14 protein-coding genes are annotated in these 20,079 nt (G+C 73.1%); 10 read left to right on the top strand and 4 right to left on the bottom strand.

Translation table 11 applies throughout. From position 1 onward, the window contains the following. Positions 1-84: 84 nt before the first annotated feature. The 6 genes from WA762_RS19005 to WA762_RS18980 all read left to right on the top strand — a co-directional run bounded on the left by WA762_RS19005 (position 85) and on the right by WA762_RS18980 (position 8,642). Positions 85-1,020, top strand: coding sequence for a TIGR03619 family F420-dependent LLM class oxidoreductase (locus WA762_RS19005; protein ID WP_443080631.1), 936 nt, complete (start codon positions 85-87; stop codon positions 1,018-1,020). A 13-nt stretch (positions 1,021-1,033) separates the two neighbouring features. Continuing rightward, positions 1,034-1,831: an SDR family NAD(P)-dependent oxidoreductase gene (locus WA762_RS19000; RefSeq protein ID WP_335937059.1), complete on the top strand. Its 798-nt coding sequence runs from the start codon at positions 1,034-1,036 to the stop codon at positions 1,829-1,831. A gap of 148 nt (positions 1,832-1,979) precedes the next feature. Further along, the gene (locus tag WA762_RS18995; RefSeq protein ID WP_335937058.1) at positions 1,980-3,119 is read left to right on the top strand and encodes an LLM class flavin-dependent oxidoreductase; all 1,140 of its coding nucleotides are present in this window, start codon (positions 1,980-1,982) and stop codon (positions 3,117-3,119) included. Positions 3,120-3,597: 478 nt separating this feature from the next. Beyond that, entirely contained in the window at positions 3,598-5,337 is a 1,740-nt protein-coding gene (locus tag WA762_RS18990; protein WP_335937057.1) for an N-acyl-D-amino-acid deacylase family protein, read from the top strand. Then, positions 5,334-6,803 (top strand): aldehyde dehydrogenase family protein, encoded by a 1,470-nt coding sequence (locus WA762_RS18985; protein WP_335937056.1) that lies wholly within the window; start codon positions 5,334-5,336, stop codon positions 6,801-6,803. Before WA762_RS18990 ends, WA762_RS18985 begins: the two co-directional genes overlap by 4 nt. A gap of 258 nt (positions 6,804-7,061) precedes the next feature. Next, positions 7,062-8,642: an APC family permease gene (locus WA762_RS18980; protein WP_335937055.1), complete on the top strand. Its 1,581-nt coding sequence runs from the start codon at positions 7,062-7,064 to the stop codon at positions 8,640-8,642. A gap of 179 nt (positions 8,643-8,821) precedes the next feature. Here the strand turns inward: WA762_RS18980 and WA762_RS18975 are convergent, their stop codons facing one another. Both WA762_RS18975 and WA762_RS18970 read right to left on the bottom strand, forming a co-directional pair. Next, the gene (locus WA762_RS18975) at positions 8,822-9,592 is read right to left on the bottom strand and encodes an HhH-GDP family DNA glycosylase (RefSeq protein ID WP_335937054.1); all 771 of its coding nucleotides are present in this window, start codon (positions 9,590-9,592) and stop codon (positions 8,822-8,824) included. Further along, positions 9,589-10,110, bottom strand: coding sequence for a DNA polymerase ligase N-terminal domain-containing protein (locus WA762_RS18970; RefSeq protein WP_335937139.1), 522 nt, complete (start codon positions 10,108-10,110; stop codon positions 9,589-9,591). The genes WA762_RS18975 and WA762_RS18970 overlap by 4 nt, the downstream gene beginning before the upstream one ends. Before the next feature lie 395 nt (positions 10,111-10,505). On the opposite strand from WA762_RS18970, the gene WA762_RS18965 reads away from it, so the two are divergent. From WA762_RS18965 to WA762_RS18955, 3 genes are all read left to right on the top strand, one after another. Continuing rightward, a complete protein-coding gene (locus WA762_RS18965; RefSeq protein WP_335937053.1) occupies positions 10,506-11,042 on the top strand; it encodes a hypothetical protein in 537 nt (178 codons plus the stop codon). Positions 11,043-11,137: 95 nt separating this feature from the next. After that, on the top strand, positions 11,138-11,983 hold the full coding sequence (locus tag WA762_RS18960; protein WP_335937052.1) for an LLM class F420-dependent oxidoreductase: 846 nt from the start codon (positions 11,138-11,140) through the stop codon (positions 11,981-11,983). A 250-nt stretch (positions 11,984-12,233) separates the two neighbouring features. Beyond that, the gene (locus WA762_RS18955; RefSeq protein WP_335937051.1) at positions 12,234-15,815 is read left to right on the top strand and encodes a hypothetical protein; all 3,582 of its coding nucleotides are present in this window, start codon (positions 12,234-12,236) and stop codon (positions 15,813-15,815) included. Between the two features lie 118 nt (positions 15,816-15,933). Here WA762_RS18955 and WA762_RS18950 read toward each other — a convergent pair whose 3' ends face one another. Beyond that, positions 15,934-16,353, bottom strand: coding sequence for an RNHCP domain-containing protein (locus WA762_RS18950; RefSeq protein ID WP_335937050.1), 420 nt, complete (start codon positions 16,351-16,353; stop codon positions 15,934-15,936). Between the two features lie 39 nt (positions 16,354-16,392). Continuing rightward, positions 16,393-16,821, bottom strand: a complete 429-nt coding sequence (locus tag WA762_RS18945; protein WP_443080628.1) for an RNHCP domain-containing protein — start codon at positions 16,819-16,821, stop codon at positions 16,393-16,395. Positions 16,822-17,351: 530 nt separating this feature from the next. On the opposite strand from WA762_RS18945, the gene WA762_RS18940 reads away from it, so the two are divergent. Next, a complete protein-coding gene (locus WA762_RS18940; RefSeq protein WP_335937049.1) occupies positions 17,352-19,934 on the top strand; it encodes a bifunctional FO biosynthesis protein CofGH in 2,583 nt (860 codons plus the stop codon). Positions 19,935-20,079: the final 145 nt, after the last annotated feature.

Raw genomic sequence — 20,079 nt, 5'->3', positions numbered from 1 at the left:
AGGTACGACGATGACCTCGCGCCCGTCAGGTGATGGTGCGTCAGATTCCTTCGGGCTACGGAAGGAGGCTGTTCGGTGCCGATCATGACCACCGGGCCGCTGTCGTACGGAATGCAGCTCCCGATCCAGTCGCAGAGCGCGATCTTCGCGGAGGGGTGGGAGGCGGCGGCGACCCCCGTCGACCTCGCGGAGATCGCCCGCACCGCCGACCGCACCGGCTTCGCCTATCTGGCGAGCTGTGATCACGTGGCGATCCCGCGCCGGCTCGCCGATGTCATGGGGACCGTCTGGTACGACCCGGTCGCCACCCTCGCCTTTCTCGCCGGGATCACCGAGCGGGTGCTGCTGATGAGCCATGTGGCGGTGGTCGGCCTGCGGCATCCGCTGGTGACCGCCAAGCAGTACGCCACGCTCGACCACCTCTGCGGCGGACGGCTGATCCTCGGGGTGGGGGCCGGTCATGTGCCCGAGGAGTTCGAGGCGCTGGGCGCGGACTTCGACGGGCGGGGCGGGCTCCTCGACGAGACCGTCGACGCGCTGAGGGCGGCGCTGGGGCCGGAGGAGTACCCGGAGTTCGCGGGGGAGCGGTACGCCTTCTCCGGGCTGGGGCAGCTGCCGCGTCCCGCCCAGGAGCGGGTGCCTCTCTGGGTGGGCGGCTCCTCGCCCGCCGCCGTGCGCCGGGCCGCGCTGCGGGGCGACGGCTGGCTGCCGCAGGGCGATCCCCGCGACCGGCTGCCCGCGCAGATCGCCCGGCTGGGGGAACTGCGCGAGGCCGCCGGGATCGCCGAGCCGATCGTCGTCGGGGCGATCGCCGAGCCGCTGTACGTCGGCGACCCGGGGTGGCCGGTCGGGCGGCGCACCCTCAGCGGGAAGCCGGAGGCGCTCGCGGAGTCGCTGCGCGCGTACCCGGCCATGGGCGTCCACCAGATCCAGGTCCGGTTCCGCAGCCGGAGCCGTGACGAACTCACCGACCAGATGGCGGCGTTCGCCGCCGAGGTCGCACCCCTTCTCGGTGCGTAGGAGGTACTCGGACATGGGCAAGCTGGACGGGCGGACCGTACTGATCAGCGGTGCGGCACGCGGGCAGGGCGAGCAGGAGGCGCGGCTCTTCGCGGCGGAGGGCGCGCAGGTGGTGATCGGGGACGTGCTCGACGAGCAGGGCGAGGCCCTGGCCGGGGAGCTGTGCGGGAAGCACGGGGCGGACGCCGTGCGGTTCGTCCACCTGGACGTGGGCGCGGAGGACGACTGGCGGGCCGCCGTGGCCGCCGCGAAGGACGCGTACGGGAGGATCGACGGGCTGGTCAACAATGCGGGGATCCTCCGCTTCAACGAGCTGGTGAGCACGCCGCTGGAGGAGTTCCAGCAGGTCGTCCAGGTCAACCAGATCGGGGCGTTCCTCGGGATCAAGCACGTCGCGCCCGAGATCGGGGCCGCGGGCGGCGGGACGATCGTCAACACCGCCTCGTACACCGGGCTCACCGGCATGGCGTTCGTGGGCGCCTACGCCGCGACCAAGCACGCGGTGCTCGGCCTGACCAAGGTGGCGGCGATGGAGCTGGCCGCCAGGAACATACGGGTCAACGCCGTCTGCCCCGGCGCCGTGGACACCGCGATGACCAATCCGGCGGCCCTGGACCCGGACGCGGATCCGGCGGAGACCGCGGCGGCGGTGGCCGAGCTGTACCGCAAGCTGGTGCCGCTGGGGCGGATCGGCCGGCCCGAGGAGGTGGCGGCCCTGGCGCTCTTCCTGACCTCGGACGACTCCTCGTACATCACCGGGCAGCCGTTCGTCATCGACGGCGGCTGGCTGGCGGGCGTCAGCCCCTTCTGAGCGGGCCCGGAGCCGAACGTATCTGACGGTGTATCAGGTATTGACGGGTGCGGGAGGCGGTGGAACAGTCGGACGCATCACGATCTGACGATACGTCAGAAAAGTTCGTCAGAAGAAAAGTCAGGGCGACTGAGGACGGTGAACCCCCTTGGAATTCGGGCTCTTTGTACAGGGGTACGTGCCCGCCGCACGGGCCAGGATCGACCCCGAGGCCGAGCACAAGGCGCTGATCGAGGAGACCGAGTACGTCATCCAGGCGGACAAGTCCGGCTTCAAGTACGCCTGGGCCTCCGAGCACCACTTCCTGGAGGAGTACTCGCACCTGTCGGCCAACGACGTGTACCTGGGCTACCTCGCGCACGCCACCGAGCGCATCCATCTCGGGTCCGGCATCTTCAACCCGCTGGCCCCGGTCAACCACCCCGTCAAGGTGGCCGAGAAGGTCGCCATGCTGGACCACCTCTCCGAGGGCCGCTTCGAGTTCGGCTCGGGGCGCGGGGCCGGCAGCCACGAGATCCTGGGCTTCATGCCGGGCATCACCGACATGAACCACACCAAGGAGCTCTGGGAGGAGACCATCGCGGAGTTCCCCAAGATGTGGCTCCAGGACGAGTACGCCGGCTTCCAGGGCAAGCACTGGTCGCTGCCGCCGCGCAAGGTCCTGCCCAAGCCGTACGGGGGGTCGCACCCGGCGATGTGGTACGCCGCCGGGTCGCCCTCCTCGTACGCGATGGCGGGGAAGAAGGGGCTCGGCGTGCTGGGCTTCAGCGTGCAGAAGGTCTCCGACATGGAGTGGGTCGTCGAGTCCTACAAGACGGCCGTCAAGGAGGCCGAGCCCATCGGGGACTTCGTCAACGACAACGTCATGGTCACCTCCACCGCCATCTGCGCCGAGACGCACGCCAAGGCCGTCGAGATCGCGGTGGGCGGCGGGCTGAACTACCTCCAGTCGCTGCTGTTCCGCTACCACGACACGTTCCCCCGGCCGGAGGGCATCCCCGAGTGGCCCGAGCTGCTGCCCGAGTACACCGAGGAGATCATCGAGCTGCTGATCGCCGAGGAGCTGATGATCTGCGGCGACCCGGACGAGGTGCTGCGCCAGTGCAAGCGGTGGGAGCAGGCGGGCGCGGACCAGCTGAGCTTCGGGATGCCGATCGGGATCGGCCGTGAGGACACGCTGAACTCGATCCGGCTGATCGGTGAGCACGTGATCCCGAAGATCGACACGGACCCGGTGCATCGGACCTCACGGTTCCGGGCCGCGGCGGGGCGCGCGGGGCGCGCGTAGCGCGCGGGGCGCGCGGGGTGGTGCGGTGGTGGGCGGTGGTGCGGGTGCGTGGCGTCTGTGTTGCGCCTGCGGCGGGGCTTTCCCCTGCCCGCCCCTTCCCGTAACCGGGGGCTCTGCCCCCGGGCCCCCGCTCCTCAATCGCCGGAGGGGCTGGAAGGGCGGCCTCGGCAGGGCTGGAAGGAGGCCTCAGCGGGGCCGGAGGCCGTGCATGCAGGCGGGGCCAGAGAGCTGCGGCGTCTTCCCGGACCGCCGCTGCGCGGAGCCGGGGTGCGTGCCGCGGCCGTACGCACCCCGGCTCCGCACCCCGCCGCGCCCCGGCGGTCCGTCGCTCCCCCCACGTACCGCGCCCGGGCCGCCCCACCCCGCCCCGGGCACCGGGCGTCGCGCCGCCCGCCCACGTACCCGTATCCGCCCGCGGCCGGACGACGACGACACGGAACGCGGTTGGACAACACGGACCACGGAAGGGAAACCCGTCATGCTCGACCACCTCATCCGCGGAGCGACCGTCGTGGACGGCACCGGCGGCCCCTCGTACCGCGCCGACGTCGGCATCAGCGACGGCCGCATCGCCGTCGTCGCCGAACCGGGCACCCTCGGCGAGGAGGCCGTCACCAGCGAGGACGCCACCGGGCTCGTCCTCGCCCCCGGCTTCGTCGATCCGCACACCCACTACGACGCCCAGCTCTTCTGGGACCCGTACGCCACCCCGTCGATGAACCACGGCGTCACCACCGTCGTCGGCGGCAACTGCGGATTCACCCTCGCCCCGCTCCACCCGGACCGCCCGGACGACGCCGACTACACCCGCCGCATGATGGCACGGGTGGAGGGCATGGCCCTGGCGGCGCTGGAGGAGGGCGTCGACTGGTCCTGGTCCAGCTTCCGCGAGTACCTCGACGCGCTCGAAGGGCGGATCGCCGTCAACGCCGGGTTCATGGTCGGCCACTGCGCCCTGCGCCGGCACGTCATGGGCGCCGACGCGATCGGGGGGCAGCCCACTCCCGAACAGCTCGACGCCATGCTCGCGCTGTTCCACGACGCCATGGACGCCGGGGCGTGGGGGCTGTCCACCACCCAGTCCTCCACCCACTCCGACGGCGACGGGAAGCCGGTCGCCTCCCGGCACGCCCGCCCCGAGGAACTCCTCGCCCTCGCCCGCGCGGTGGGCGAACACGAGGGCACCCAGATCGAGGCGATCGTGGCGGGCTGCCTCGACCAGTTCTCCGACGACGAGATCGACCTCCTCGTCGACCTGACCGCCGCCGCCGGGCGCCCGCTGAACTGGAACGTCCTCACCATCGACGCCGCCGTCCCGGAGCGGGTGCCGCGCCAGCTCGTCCCCAGCGAACGCGCCCGCCGGGCCGGGGGCCGGATCGTGGCGCTCACCATGCCGATCCTCACCCCCATGAACATGTCGCTGGGCACCTTCTGCGCCCTCAACCTGATACCCGGCTGGGGCGAGATCCTGGCCCTGCCCGTCCCGGAACGGATCGAGCGGCTCCGCGACCCCGCGACCCGCGCCCAGATGCTCCGCCGCGCCGACAGCAAGGAGGCGGGCGTCTTCCGCCGCCTCGCCGACTTCGCCCGGTACGTCATCGGGGACACCTACAGCGCCGCCAACGAGGGTCTGACCGGCCGGGTCGTCCGCGACATCGCCGCCGAACGCGGCCAGGACCCCTTCCACTGCCTGGTCGAGATCTGCGCCAACGACGAACTGCGCACCGTGCTGTGGCCGATGCCCACCGACAACGACCCCGCCTCCTGGGAGCTGCGCCGGCAGACCTGGGAGCACGAGGACGTCCTGCTCGGCGGCTCGGACGCGGGCGCCCACCTGGACCGCATGTGCGGAGCCCCCTACACCACCCGGTTCCTCGGGGACTGCCTGCGGCGGCGCGGGCTCGTCCCCCTCGAACAGGCGGTCAGGATGCTCACCGACGACCCGGCCCGGCTGTTCGGGCTCCGCGAACGGGGCCGGATCGAGGAGGGCTACCACGCCGACCTCGTCCTCTTCGACCCCGAACGCGTCGACGCCGGACCCGCCACCCTGGTGCACGACCTGCCCGGCGACAGCCCCCGCCTCGACGCCAAGGCCATCGGCATCGTGTCGGTGCGGGTCAACGGCGTCGAGACCCTGCGCGACGACAAGGTGACCGGCGCGGTCCCCGGCACGGTGCTCCGCTCCGGCCGCGACACCCGGACGGTGAGCACCGCGTGAGCGACGAGCCCCGCCGCCTCTTCATCGGCGGCACCTGGACCGAACCGGACCACGGCCACTACGAGGTGATCAACCCGGCCACCGAGGAGGTCGTCGGCCTCGCGCCCGAGGCGAGCCGCGCGCAGGTGCACGCGGCGGCCGCCGCCGCCCGCGAGGCGCTGGACGGCTGGTCGCGCACCCGCCCCGAGGAGCGCGCCGCGATCCTGGACCGGGCCGCCGGCCTGATGCTGCGCGACCTCCCCGCGCACGCCGCGCTGGCCCAGGCGGAGAGCGGCGCCACGACGGGCACCGCCCGGGGCATGCAGGTCGCCGTCGGCGCCGCCCGCTTCCGCCGGTACGCCAGGGGCGCGCTGGAACCGGCCGAGGAGCCGGTGCCGCCGCAGATCAACGAGGCCGGTCCGATGGGCCGGGCCGGGATCTTCGGGGCGCTCGCGGTGCGCCAGCCGGTGGGCGTCGTCACCTGCGTCACCTCGTACAACAACCCCTGGGCCAACCCGGCGGGGAAGATCGCCCCCGCGCTCGCCATGGGCAACACGGTGGTCGTGAAACCCGCGCCGCAGGACCCGCTCTCCGTCTACCGGATGGCCCAGGCGCTGGAGGCGGCGGGCGTCCCGCCGGGCGTCGTCAACGTCGTCACCGGTTCCGGCCCCGAGGCGGGCGAGGCCGCCGTCGACGCGCCGGACGTCGACATGGTCAGCTTCACCGGCTCCACCGCCGTCGGACAGCGCATCGGCGAGGTCTGCGGGCGCGCCATGAAGCGGCAGCTGATGGAGCTGGGCGGGAAGGGGGCCGCCGTCGTCCTGGAGGACGCCGACCTCGACTCCGCCGCGGCGGGCATCGGCACCACGTTCTCCTTCTACAGCGGCCAGATCTGCACCGCCCCGACCCGGGTGCTCGTCCAACGTGGCGTCCACGACGCCCTGGTCGAGAAGCTCGCCGGCTACGCGGCCCGGCTGCCGGTGGGCGACCCGACGCGGCGGGGCACGGTCGTCGGCCCGGTCATCTCCGCCGCCCACCGCGACCGCGTCGAGTCGTACGTCGAACTCGGCCGCAAGGAGGGCGCGCGCGTCGTCACCGGCGGCGAGCGCCCCGCCGGGCCCGGACTGGACCGGGGCTTCTACGTCGCCCCCACCCTCCTCGCCGACTGCGCCAACGACATGCGGGTCGCCCGCGAGGAGATCTTCGGCCCGGTCGTCGTGGTCGTCCCCTTCGACGACGAGGAGGAGGGCGTCGCGCTCGCCAACGACAGCGACTACGGGCTGGTCGACTACGTCTGGTCCTCGGACGTGGCGCGGGCCTTCCGGATTGCCCGCCGGCTGCGGGCCGGCGGGGTCGGCGTCAACACCGTCGGACGGAACATGGAGGCCCCGTTCGGCGGGTTCAAGAAGAGCGGAGTGGGCCGCGACGTCGGCTCGTACGCCCTGCACGCGTACAGCGAACTCCAGGCGATCGTCTGGCCCGGCTGAGCCGGGAAATCTCCGCGGGTGTCCGTTTTCCGGACACCCGCGGGGCGATCGCGGGAAATTTCTAATCCCCACAAAACGGACGGCACTGCGATTCCCGTACGCTGCCGCCATCGAAGTCGACCTTCGTATCGGAAGCCGAAAGGACTTGTTTGCCTTCGATTGAGTTCAACTTCCCCTGCTCGTAACCGAAAATTCAAGGTTGAGACGCCATCGTCTCAAAATCCGGATGTGGATATCGCAGCGCATAACGTCCTTTCCATGACACAGCTGGACGTGCGGCCGCGGGCCGGAGACACGGTACGGGGAGCCGCCCCGGCCGACGGCGGTGTGCGCCGCGACGGGGTACGCGGCAAGGGGCTGGGCGGAAACTCCGTCGGCCTGATGGGGAGCGCCGTCATCGGCATCTCCACCGTCGCCCCCGTCTACTGCCTCACCTCGACCCTCGGTTCCACCGCGGGCGAGGTCGGCCTGCAGATGCCCGCCGTCTTCCTGGCCGGCTTCCTGCCGATGCTGCTCGTCGCCTTCGCGTACCGCGAGCTGAACAAGGTGATGCCGGACTGCGGCACCTCCTTCACCTGGACGGTGAAGGCGTTCGGCCCGCGCGTGGGCTGGATGTGCGGCTGGGGCCTGGTGATCGCGACGATCATCGTCCTGTCGAACCTGGCGGGCGTCGCGACCTCGTTCTTCTGGCTGCTCGCGGGCGAGATCACGAACAGCGACGCGATCGCCGCCCTGGACGGCAGCAAGCCCGTCCACATCGTCACCTGCCTGGCCCTGATCGCCGTCGCCACGGCGGTCAGCTACCGCGGCATGACCGCCACCAAGGGCCTCCAGTACGCCCTGGTGGGTCTCCAACTCGTCGTCCTCGCGGTGTTCGTGGTGATGGCGGTGCGGAAGGCGGGCAGCGGGGAGTTCGCCACCTCGCTGGATTTCTCCTGGTCCTGGCTGAACCCGTTCGCGGTGAAGTCCTTCGCGGCGTTCACGGCTGGCCTGTCGCTGTCGATCTTCATGTTCTGGGGCTGGGACGCCTGTCTGACCGCCAACGAGGAGACCAGCGGCAGCGAGAAGACCCCGGGGCGCGCCGCCCTCATCGCGATGGTCGTGCTCGTCGGGTCCTACCTGGCGACCGGCGTCGCCGCCCAGATGGCCGTCGGCTCCGGCAGCACCGGTCTCGGCCTGGGCAACCGCGAGACCTCCGACAACGTCTTCGCCGCGCTGGCCGGCCCGATCATGGGCCCGGGCCTCGGGGTCCTGCTGTTCGTCGCCGTCCTGGCCTCCGCCGCCGCGAGCCTCCAGACCACCTTCATCCCGGTGGCCCGCACGGTCCTGGCGATGTCCACGTACGAGGCCCTGCCCGCCTCGTACGCCCGCGTCCACCCGAGGTTCCGGACCCCGGGCAAGGCCACGATCACCGCGGGCGTCGCCACCGGGGTCTTCTACACGGTCATGACCCTGGTCAGCGAGCATGTCCTGGTCGACACCATCTACGCGCTCGGCCTGATGATCTGCTTCTACTACGCGCTGACGGCGTTCGCCTGCGCCTGGTACTTCCGCGGCGAACTGACCCGCTCCTTCCGCGACCTGACCTTCAAGGGCCTCTTCCCGGTCGTCGGCGGCCTGCTGCTCAGCGCGGTCTTCGTCAAGACCCTGTGCGACATGTGGAACCCGGCGTACGGCTCCGGCTCGTCCGTCCTCGGCGTCGGCTCGGTGTTCGTGATCGGCGTCGGGCTGCTGCTGCTGGGCCTCGTGCTGATGCTGATGATGCGACGCCACAGCCCGGCGTTCTTCCGCGGCGAGATCCTGACGAAGGAGACCCCGTCGCTGGTCGTGGAGGACTGAGCGCGGAGGACCGGGCACGGGGGACCGAGGGCGCAGGAGGACTGAGGGCGCAGGAGGACTGAGGGCGGGCGGGGTCGGGCGTCGCCCGTCGGGGGTGGCGGGGGGCCCGGGCCGGCTCGGGCGCGTTCCCGGGTGCGTTCCCGGGCGCGGTGGGCCTCGCGGGCTCACGTCTTCACGTCTCACGCGGCGTGTTCGAGGACGTCCTCCACGACGTGCTTGTCCAGGGCTGCCCGCACCAGGGCCGCCGCGAGCTCCGCGGTCTCGGCGCTGCCGGAGGGCTCGCCCGAGCTCCCGGCGGCCCCGTCGGCGCCTCGTCCGCCCCGGCCGCCTCGTCCGCCCCGGCCGCCGTGGCTCGCCTCCTCCGCCAGCCGGGCGAGCCTGCCCGGCTCGGCGGGAAGCCCGAGCCTTTCCGCGCCCTGGAGCGCCTTGCCGTCCACGAACGGGGCCGTCTCCGGCCACACGGCCTGCACCTCGCGCAGGAAGATGTCCGCCCCGGACGGGCCGATGCCCGGGGTCCGGCGCAGCCCGGCCCGCAGGACGTCCAGGTCCCCGTCGGCCTCCTCGCGCAGCCGCCTCAGATCGCCCCCGTAGTCGTCCAGCAGGCGACGCGCGCCCTCGCCGAGCTGGGTGGCGGTCCGTTCGTCGTAGCGCCGGTAGCCGCCCTCGCCCAGCGCGTCGACCCGTTCCTGCCAGGTCGCGTCCAGCATCCGGTCGGGGGAGCGCAGGCCGTGGGCGAACAGCGCGCGGGCCGCCGCGACCGCCACCGACGCCCGGATGCGGGCGCTCAGCAGGTCGCTGAGCACCAGGAGCTGGTACAGCGGCTGCGGGGTGTTCCGCAGCCGGATGCCGGCCTCGGCCGCGTACGTCGTGCCATGGCGGTCGAGCAGGGTCTCCACGGTGTCGCGGGCGCTCGCGGCCTCGCGCGCGGTCACGGTGTCACGCGCGGTCATGGGGAACCGCCTCCTTCCTCGGCGGCGACCTGTGCCAGGGTGCGTCCGGTACGGGCCGAGCGGGCCGCGTACGGGTCGGGGGCGTCCGGTCCGTCATGGGTGGCCTGCCCGTCCCTGGCCTTGATCAGCAACCACACCTCCGCGCCCGGCGCGCCGGACCCGCCGCCCTTGAAACGGATGAGCGCGAACTCGCCGTGCAGCCGGGTGCCGTCCAGCCAGAACGTCGCGTGCCCGTCCTCCAGCGCCTGCTCGAACGACACGGGCGTGCCCCAGCGGTCGTGGCTGAGCGGGTGGTAGGTGCCCTGGTCCCAGACGATCACCGTGCCGCCGCCGTACCCGCCCTTCGTGATGACGCCCTCGAAGGTGCGGTACTCCAGCGGATGGTCCTGGGTGGCCACGGCCAGCCGCCGCTCGCGCGGGTCCTCCGAGGGGCCGCGCGGCACCGCCCACGACTTCAGCACGCCGCCGACCTCCAGCCGGAAGTCGAAGTGCATGCGCCGCGCCTGGTGGATCTGCACGACGAAACAGGGGGCCGGCGTCCCCGGTCCCCCGGGGCGTCCCGCTGCCCCGTGCCGCGCCTCCGCCTCGGTGCGCCGGGCCGCGTGCCGTGCCCCGGCTTCGGTGTGCCGCGCCTCCGCCTCGGTGTGCCGCGCCGTCGCGTCCGCTCCCGTGTGCCGTGCCGTTCCGGAACGGCCGCCGTGGTGGTCCCGGAACCGTTCGTCTCCCGCGCCGGTCGCGTTCATCCCGACACCTCCTCCGGAAGCCCCCGGACACCCCTCCACTCTCCACTGTGACCCTGTCGACGCCGGGGCGCACCGGATGCCGTCGGCGCGGGCGCACCGGGCGCGGGACGCGGGATGCGCGTTGTGAAAAGTTAGGGTAGGCATACCTGAATTCCTCTAGGGTGTCCCTCATGAACCGCTGGGATTCAGTGGGAATCGTCCTCGCCTCCGCGCTCGTGCTGGTCGTGCTGTTCGCCGCTGTCGTCGTCGGGGCCCTCCTCGCGGCCCGTGACGCCCTGCTCGCGGACTATCCGCCGGAGATCCGTGAGCGGTACGGGCGGCAGAGCGAGCGGGGAAGGCGCGTCGCCGCCGCGGCCGGGCCGCTGAACGCGCTGGTGTTCGTCGCGGTGCCCGTGGGTGGGGTGCTCACGCTGCACGCCCGGGCGGGCGGTCCGCTGGGCTTCTGGCCGCCCTTCGCTCTCGGGACGTCCTGCTTCCTCGCCCTCGTGGTCTTCGACCTGGTGGTCCTGGACTGGTGGCTGTTCTGCCTGGTGCAGCCGCGTTTCATGGTGCTGCCCGGCACCGAGGGCATGCCCCAGTACCGCGACTTCGCCTTCCACGTACGGGTCCTCGTCCCCCAGCCGGTGCCCTGGCCGCTGCTGGCGATCCCGGGTTACGGCGCGGCCGTGGGCGCGGTCGCCTGTCTCGTCGAGGCCGTCACCGGCTGAAAGCCCGTCACAGCCCGACGAGGGCACTCGGCTTCGCGCAGCGCACGGCATACGTTGGGCTCGTCACCGGACCGACCACGACGGAGGTGCCCCCGATGCGGATCGCCACGACGATCTTCCTCACCGATGAGACGATCACGCCGCTGCGACTGGCTCGCGAGCTCGAACAGCGCGGGTTCTCCGGGCTCTATCTGCCCGAACACACCCACATCCCGGTGTGCAGGGACACCCCCGCCCCCATGGGCGGCGAACTCCCGCCCGAGTACGGCCGCACCCTCGACCCGTTCGTCGCCCTGGCCCAGGCCGCAGCCGTCACCGAGCGCCTCACCCTCGGCACGGGCATCACGCTCGTCGCCCAGCACGACCCGATCGACCTGGCGAAGCAGATCGCCACCCTCGACCACCTCTCCGGCGGCCGGTTCACCCTGGGCGTCGGCTACGGCTGGAACGTCGAGGAGGCCGCCGATCACGGGGTGGACTGGCCGACCCGCCGCGCGCTCACCCACGACCGGCTGGCCCTGATGCGCGCCCTGTGGTCGGACGAACCGACCGCGTACGAGGGCGAGTTCGGCTCGGTGCGCGCCAGCCACGCGCACCCCAAGCCGGCGCAGAAGCCGCGCGGCCCGGTGAACGGCCCCCGCACCCTGTTCGGCGGCGCGGCGGGCCCGAAGCTGTTCGCCCACATCGCGCGGCACGCCGACGGCTGGCTCCCGATCGGCGGCCGCGGCCTCACCGAGTCCCTGCCGGAACTGCGCGCCGCCTGGGAGTCGGCCGGCCGCGACCCGAAGCAACTCCAGGTGGTCCCGTACGCGGTGGTCCCGAACCGCGGGAAGCTGGCGCACTACGCGGACCTCGGCATCGAGGAGGTCGTGCTGCAACTGCCGCCCGCCCGGGAGGCGGAGGTGCTCCGCGCCCTGGACGCGTACGCGGAGTTCCTGTGACGGCGCCCGCAGCCGTCGTCGTGGACGTACCAGTGCCCGTGCCCGTGCCCGGGGCCGTGTGACGGTCCGGGGCGCCGGTGCGGGGGGCCGGGAACGGCCCGGAGCGGCCCCGAACGAGGGTGCGTCCGGGGAGACATGTGTGCGATCATCGGATGCTCTCTCCACGAGTCCCACACATGTCGCCCGGGCCTCGGACCCGGCGTACGCGAAGTCCCGGAGCCCGCCCGCGACTTCGTCCCCGGGGAACCGAATGCCACACCGCTCACGCCCGGTCGCGAGACCCGCGGCGTACACCACGCCGTTGCTCGCCCTGGCGGTCCTGCTCTCCCTGCTGCTGCCGGTGGGAGCCGGTCAGGCCCTCGCCGCGACGCCGTCACCCGCGCGGGAACCGGCCGCGCCCACCCAGCCGGCCGCCTCCGCCGCGTCCACAGAGCCGACCGCGCCCACCACGCCCACCACGCCCACCGCCCCGGCCTCCGCCGCGTCCGGCGACGAGTGCGGCGTCCTTCGGCTCTCCGTCTTCGGGCAGGCGCCGGAGGACGCGGTGTCCGTGCCGCCGAGCGGGACGGCCTGCCGCACCTTCACGGTCGAGAAGGCCGGTCCGCATCTGATCGTCCTCGTCGGCGGCAATCACGACACCTACACCGAGGTCCTCGACAGCGGAACACCGGTCCATTGCGCCGACCAGCTGTGGGACATCGACTGGTGCGAACTGCCGCGAGCGGGCAGCTACACGCTCCGGCTGACGAACCACATCCCCGACCCGAGCAGCCCCACCGTCGCCGTCGTCCCGCTGAACACCGCCGAGGGCTGCGCGCCCGAGATCGGAACCGGCTGGGGCACCGCACCCGTCGAGGGCACGGCGGCCTCGCCCGCCACGATCCACTGCCAGCCGTTCACCGGCAAGCCGGGCGAGCGGATCCTCCGGGACGTCAGCACGACCAAGCACGGTGTGGCCCCGTCCTGGATCACCGACGAGAGCGGCGCCCACATCTGCCCCTGGCTCGTGGACGGAAACAACGAGGGATGCGTGCTGCCCGGCGACGGCCCCTACCGGGTGCTCTACCAGGTCAAGGAGGCCGACGGCGGCTTCCCGGCCGCGTACACACTCAGCGTCCGCCGCCTCTCCGACCCGGCCGGCTGCGCGCACGTCGCCCTGAACGCCTACGGCTCCGCGCCCACGGCCACCGTCCCGGTCAACGGCTGCAAGACGTTCACCGCACCGGCCGCCGGACGCTACGCGGCCTACACCGTCCCGGAGAGCTACCGAACGCCCCTCACCGTGTACGGCCGGGACGGCAGAACCGTCTGCGTCGACGGGCGGGCGTGCGACCTGCCCGCCGCGGGGGAGTACACCGTCCTCACCGAGTACGCGACGCTGATCCTCGACGGCTCCGCCACCACCGGCTGCCGGCCCATGGAGCCCGGCACGCACCGTGGGTCGTTCGCGGCGCCCGGTGAGATCGACTGCTTCTCCCTGCCCTTCCCCGCCCACACCCGCCTGGCCGTGCTGAGCCCCCTGTACGGCAAGGGCCCGGAGCCCGAGCTGAGCCTGGTCGACGCCGACGGCGTGCAGCGCTGCGAAGGGGGCTCCCTCGCCGACGGCTCGTGCGAGACGAGCGGCAGGGCCCCGTTCCGGGTCCTGGTCTCCACCCGTGACCCGGACAAGCCGACCGGCGACTACACCCTCGCCCTGCACCGCACCGACGCGGCCGGCTCCGCCGACTGCCCGGCCCTCCCGGCCGGGGACTTCACCGCCACCGGCCCCGGGGCCCGCCTCCGGACCGGCGACGGAGTCTTCTCCCACTGCCTGACCATCCCGGCGGACGACCACAGCGCGGGGGAGGTCCTCCAGGCCAGAGCGGTCTCCGGCGCTCCCGCACAGTTCTCCGTGGTGGACACCGAGGGCCGGCGGGTCTGCTCCCTCAAGAGTTCCACCGTCACCTGGACCCACTGCGCCCTCACCCCCGGCCTCGCGCACACCGTGCTGGTCAACGACCGGGACTTCCCCGGTGAGTACCTCCTCACCCGCCGCGATGTCACCGCCGCCGCCAAGGGCTGCGCGCCGAACCCGGCGACCGCCGTCGGCGGACCGTCCACCGGCGGCCCCCTGGCCGCCCCCGGCGAACTGGTCTGCCGTCAGATCACCACGGACGACGCCCGGGACACCCTGCACCTCGATGTCCGCGACGCCCTGGGCACCGCCGAGCTCGACGTCTTCGGCGCGGACGGCGCCCTCGTGTGCAGCGGGAACCAGGCCTGCGCCGTGACCGGTTCCACCAGTTACCAGGCCCTCGTCGGCGTCAGGCCGTCGAAGAAGGCCGCCGAGACCTACCGCTTCGACGCCCTGCGCATCGCCACCGCCTCGGGCCCCGCCGCCGAATGCGACCGGCCGCTGGACATCAGCTACGGCTACGGCCCGGTGACCGGCGCCCTCGACGAGCAGCACACCGCCGTCTGCGCGGCGCTGCCCACCGGGTACGCGGACCGCCTCGACGTGACGGTCGGCGACACCTCGGGGGCCGCCGAGACCGCGGTGCCGTCGCTGTACGCCACGAAACTGAAGAACGGCTGCGCGGTCCGCGGCTCCACCGCCGGCAGCTACCGGTGCTCCGTGAACGAGCCGTACAGCAGGGAGGTCAGCCCGAGCATCCTGGTCCTCTCGCTCCCCGAGAAGGCGTCGCAGACGGCGTACCGCCTCGACGCGCCCTGCTTCGCCGCCAGATGCGGGATGACGAAGGTGACCGTCGGCGCGGTCACCCCGGCGGAGGGCACCTCCGGCACCGCGACGACGGTCCGGGTCACCGGCACGGCCCTGCACCAGGACGACAAGGTGCGCATCGCCCTCGCCGGGCGGACGATCGAGTCCACCGCCACCGAGGTCTCGGCCGACCGGCGGACGCTGACGGCCGTCCTCGACCTCACCGGGGCCGAGGCGGGCGCCTGGAGCCTCGCCGTGGTCACCCACACCGGCGCGGTGTACCAGCGCGGCACGTTCACCGTCGCCCCGGTCCCGCTGCGGAACACCGCGGCCCCGGCGATCACCGGCACCGCCAGGGTCGGTGAGCGGCTGACCGCGACCACCGGCGGCTGGACGTCCGCCCCGGCCTCGTACGCCTACCAGTGGAACGCCGACGGCGCGCCGGTGTCCGGGGCGACGGCCGCCGCGTACACCGTGCCCGCCTCGCTGCTGGGCAAGAAGGTCACGGTGACCGTCACGGCCCGCCGCACCGGCTCCCCGGACGCGCGGGCCACCTCGGCGGCCGTCACCCCGGCCCAGGGCGCGGCGCCCCGGGCCACCACGGCCCCGAAGATCACCGGAACCGCCAAGGTGGGCGTCAAGCTGTCCGCCGCGGCCGGGAGCTGGACGCCCGCGCCGACCTCGTACGCCTACCAGTGGAAGGCGGACGGCACGGCGATCAAGGGGGCGACGGCCGCCGCGTACACAGTGCCCGCCTCGCTGCTGGGCAAGAAGGTCACGGTGACCGTCACGGCCCGCCGCACCGGCCACGCCGACGGCGCCGTCACCACCGCCGCAGTGAAGATCGCCACGGGCGCCGCCCCCAAGGCCACCAAGGCGCCCACCGTTTCCGGCACCGCGAAGGTGGGCCGCACCCTCAAGGCCGCCCGCGGCGCCTGGACGCCCGCGCCGACCTCGTACGCCTACCAGTGGTACGCGGACGGCAAGGCGATCAAGGGGGCCACCAAGTCCTCGCTGACCCTCAAGTCCGCCCAGCGCGGCAAGAAGATCACCGTGAAGGTGACCGCCCGCCGCACGGGACACGCCAACGGCACGGCCACCAGCAAGGCGACCAAGGCCGTCGCCCGCTGACCCGGGCACGCGCCGGAGGGGCCGGACACCTCGCCGACCGCGGCGGGTGCCCGGCCCTTCGCCCGTCTCGTGCCTCTCGACGGTTCCCGGGGCGGGCGGGCGGATCACCGGCCCCGCGTCACAGCATGAGCAGGGCCCGTACGGGAACGTCGGCGCCCGCCAGGGGGCGCACCGCCATCCGCATCAGCGCGAGGGCGTTGTCGTCCCCCGCGATGCGGTTGGTGCTGAGTTCGCCGCAGGACAGGCACTCGTGGATGAGCGCCCATTCCCCGTCCGGGCGGACGGACAGGCTCAGCGCCGCCATCCTGCCCCGGCACTCCGAGGCCCGGTCGCCCGGAATCCGCAGATCGACGTGGAGGCTGGTCAGGCAGTGCGGGCAGTGGTTGCGGTGGGCGGTGCCCGGCGCGGTCAGCGGTACGTCGAGCCGGCAGCCGACGCAGCGGAACGCGTCGCCCCGGACGGCGTCCGGGGAATGCAGCACGTCCTTGCGGCGCTGCGGGCGGCGGTGGGCCGCCCGGTGCGGTCTACGTCGTGGCATGGCGGGACCTCCGTCCTCTTCCCGGTCGCGGCCGGGCGGTCACAGGTCGCCGAACGCTTCGAGCGGGAACGGGGGTTGGGCCAGCGGGCGCACGGCCATCCGCATCAGGATGAGCTGGTTGTCGTCCCCGCAGACCGGGTTGGAGGTCAGCTCGTCGCAACGGGTGCAGCGGTGGATGACCATCCAGTCGCCGGTACGCAGTACCGCGATGGAGATCGGGGTCATGCGGCCCCCGCAGTCGGACGGGCCGCCCTCGACGTGGTCGAGGCAGTGCCGCGAGTGCAGGCAGCTGGGGCAGTGGTTGCGGCGGCTGCCGTCCGGGGCGAGCGTGGCGATGGTCAGCCCGCACCACAGGCAGGTGAAGGTGCCGGTCCGCAGGACGGCGCCGGCGTCGGCGCCGTGGTGCGCGGGAGGCGTGGTGGAAGTGGAAGACGTGGACGAGCGGTGGCGGGGATGCTTGGTGGACACCCGGTGTTCTCCTTGCCGAAGAGGATGAGCAATGCAGCAGGGAAGGACCGAGCCGCCCTCGCGGGGGCATGGAACGCGGGCGTGGAACCGGGGAACCGCGGCGCCTGCACGGCAGGACGTGTCAGCGCACGGAGACGAAACCGTGTGTCAGTGATCTGCCCTGAGCTGCCACGGGCGTGCGTGCACGCGCGGGTCCGGTCGCCCCGACGCCCTGAGAGCGCGACGAGGGAGGCTCGGATCCACTGGCCGGGGCATACATCAACTACTTTCCAGGGCACGCGCCCATAGGTCATCCACGGTCGACACCGTGGCCGGGTCCGAGCACGGTAACAACGCGCCCGGCCCCGGGCCACCGGTTTTACGGGCCGTCGGACATCGGCGCCGTCCCGTTCCCCGGCGGGCCTCCGACACGTGCCCCGGCGGGGCGTCGGGGTGCGCGCCCCGCCGGGCGCCCGTCCCGTCACGCCGGGCGTCCGCCCGCTCGCCGAGGCCATGGTCCGGGCCGGGGCTCTCGCTCGTATGCTCGGTCCATGACCGATCCCCAGCGCGGACGCCCGACCACCAACGCCATGCGGCGCGCCCTCAAACGCGCCCGCGACGGCGTCGCCCTCGACGCGACCGAGGCCGCGGTGCTGCTCCAGGCGCGTGGCGACGACCTGACGGATCTCGCCGCGTCGGCGGCCCGGGTGCGCGACGCCGGCCTCGAAGCGGCCGGCCGGCCCGGCGTCATCACGTACTCCCGCAAGGTCTTCATCCCGCTGACCCGGCTCTGCCGTGACCGGTGCCACTACTGCACCTTCGTCACCGTCCCCGGCAGGCTCCGGCGCGACGGCCACGGGATGTTCCTCTCGCCCGACGAGGTGCTGGCCATCGCCCGCGAGGGCGCGGCCCTGGGCTGCAAGGAGGCCCTCTTCACACTCGGGGACCGGCCCGAGGACCGCTGGCCCGAGGCCCGGGAGTGGCTGGAGGCCGAGGGGTACGACGACACCCTCGCGTATGTGCGCGCCATGGCGATCCGGGTCCTGGAGGAGACCGGCCTCCTCCCGCACCTCAACCCCGGCGTGCTGACCTGGACCGACCTCCAGCGCCTCAAGCCCGTCGCCCCGTCCATGGGCATGATGCTGGAGACCACGGCCACCCGCCTGTGGTCCGAGCCCGGCGGCCCGCACCACGGCTCCCCGGACAAGGAACCCGCCGTGCGCCTGCGCGTGCTGGAGGACGCGGGCCGCTCCAACGTCCCGTTCACCACCGGCGTCCTGATCGGCATCGGCGAGACGTACGAGGAACGCGCCGACGCCCTCTTCGAGCTCCGCCGGACCGCCCGCGCCTACCACGGCATCCAGGAAGTCATCGTCCAGAACTTCCGCGCCAAGCCGGACACGGCGATGCGCGGCATGCCCGACGCGGAACTGGAGGAACTCGCCGCGGCCATCGCCGTCGCCCGGCACATCCTCGGCCCGTCCGCCCGCATCCAGGCCCCGCCCAACCTCGTCGACGCCGAGTACGCGCTGCTCATCGGCGCGGGCATCGACGACTGGGGCGGCGTCTCCCCGCTCACCCCGGACCACGTCAACCCCGAGCGCCCCTGGCCGCACATCGACGAACTCGCCGCCAGGACCGCCGAATCCGGCTTCACCCTCCGCGAACGCCTCACCATCTACCCCGAGTTCGTCCGGCGCGGCGAACCGTGGCTCGACCCCCGGCTCCTCCCGCACGTCCGCGCCCTCGCCGACCCGGAGACGGGGCTGGCGAAGGAGGGCACGATTCCCGTCGGTCTGCCCTGGCAGGAACCCGACGAGGAGTTCGGCGCCACCGGCCGCACCGACCTGCACCGCACCATCGACACCGAGGGCCGCACCGGCGACCGCCGCGAGGACTTCGACGAGGTGTACGGGGACTGGGACGTGCTGCGCGAGGCCGCCGCCCCCGGCATGGTCCCGTCCCGCATCGACGCCGACGTGCGGCAGGCGCTGGGCCGGGCCGCCGACGACCCGACGAAGCTCACCGACGACCAGGCGCTCGCCCTGCTCCACGCCGACGGCCCGGCCCTCGACGAACTGTGCCGGATCGCGGACACGCTGCGCCGGGACGTGGTCGGCGACGACGTCACCTACATCGTCACCAGGAACATCAACTTCACCAACGTCTGCTACACCGGCTGCCGGTTCTGCGCCTTCGCCCAGCGGCGCACCGACGCCGACGCGTACACCCTCTCCCTGGACCAGGTCGCGGACCGGGCCGCGCAGGCGTGGGACGTCGGCGCGGTCGAGGTCTGCATGCAGGGCGGCATCCACCCCGACCTGCCCGGCACCGCGTACTTCGACATCGCCCGCGCGGTGCGGGAACGCGTCCCCGGCATGCATGTGCACGCCTTCTCCCCGATGGAGGTCGTCAACGGGGCCACCCGCACCGGCATGTCCCTCCGCGACTGGCTGCTCGCCGCGAAGGAGGCCGGGCTGGGATCGATCCCCGGCACGGCGGCCGAGATCCTGGACGACGAGGTCCGCTGGGTCCTCACCAAGGGCAAACTGCCCACCGCCACCTGGCTGGAGGTCATCCGCACCGCCCACGAGGTCGGCCTGCGCTCCTCCTCCACGATGATGTACGGGCACGTCGACCAGCCCCGCCACTGGCTCGGCCACCTGCGCACCCTTTCCCGACTCCAGCAGGAGACCGGTGGGTTCACCGAGTTCGTCACCCTCCCCTTCATCCACACCAACGCGCCCGTCTACCTGGCGGGCATCGCCCGCCCCGGCCCCACCGACCGGGACAACCGGGCCGTCACCGCCATGGCCCGGCTGCTGCTCCACCCGCACATCACCAACATCCAGACCAGTTGGGTGAAGCTGGGCACGGAGGGCGCGGCGGAGATGCTGCGCTCCGGCGCGAACGACCTGGGCGGCACGCTGATGGAGGAGACCATCTCCCGTATGGCCGGGTCGAGTTACGGCTCGTACCGGTCGATCCAGGACCTGGTCGCCATCGCTGAACTGGCCGGCCGCCCGGCGAAGCCGCGTACCACGCTGTACGGGGAGGTGCCCGAGGAGCGGGTGGCGGCGGCCGCCGCGTCCGACGGGCACCTCCCGGAGCTGCTGCCGGTGCTGCCGGACTGAGCCGCACGAGGCATAGGGCCGCGCCGGGCGTCACGGGTGGCGTACGAGGCGTTACGGGTTGCGTACGAGGCGTTACGGGGGGCGTGCGAGGCGTGCGAACTCCTCCTGCGCCCGCGGCCCGGTGCGGCGGCCGTCCGGCGGGGCG

It is taken from the genome of Streptomyces tyrfis, from assembly GCF_037034285.1.
Classification (GTDB): Bacteria; Actinomycetota; Actinomycetes; order Streptomycetales; family Streptomycetaceae; genus Streptomyces.
The sequence above is the reverse complement of the archived record's forward strand: the minus strand, read 5'-3'. Positions and strand labels throughout refer to the sequence as shown.

Coding starts and splice junctions, on each gene's coding strand:
- WA762_RS18990 (WP_335937057.1), top strand. CDS start 3,598: ATGCTCGACCACCTCATCCGCGGAGCGACCGTCGTGGACGGCACCGGC.
- WA762_RS18975 (WP_335937054.1), bottom strand. CDS start 9,592: ATGACCGCGCGTGACACCGTGACCGCGCGCGAGGCCGCGAGCGCCCGC.
- WA762_RS18980 (WP_335937055.1), top strand. CDS start 7,062: ATGACACAGCTGGACGTGCGGCCGCGGGCCGGAGACACGGTACGGGGA.
- WA762_RS18960 (WP_335937052.1), top strand. CDS start 11,138: ATGCGGATCGCCACGACGATCTTCCTCACCGATGAGACGATCACGCCG.
- WA762_RS19005 (WP_443080631.1), top strand. CDS start 85: ATGACCACCGGGCCGCTGTCGTACGGAATGCAGCTCCCGATCCAGTCG.
- WA762_RS18965 (WP_335937053.1), top strand. CDS start 10,506: ATGAACCGCTGGGATTCAGTGGGAATCGTCCTCGCCTCCGCGCTCGTG.
- WA762_RS18950 (WP_335937050.1), bottom strand. CDS start 16,353: ATGCCACGACGTAGACCGCACCGGGCGGCCCACCGCCGCCCGCAGCGC.
- WA762_RS18955 (WP_335937051.1), top strand. CDS start 12,234: ATGCCACACCGCTCACGCCCGGTCGCGAGACCCGCGGCGTACACCACG.
- WA762_RS19000 (WP_335937059.1), top strand. CDS start 1,034: ATGGGCAAGCTGGACGGGCGGACCGTACTGATCAGCGGTGCGGCACGC.
- WA762_RS18940 (WP_335937049.1), top strand. CDS start 17,352: ATGACCGATCCCCAGCGCGGACGCCCGACCACCAACGCCATGCGGCGC.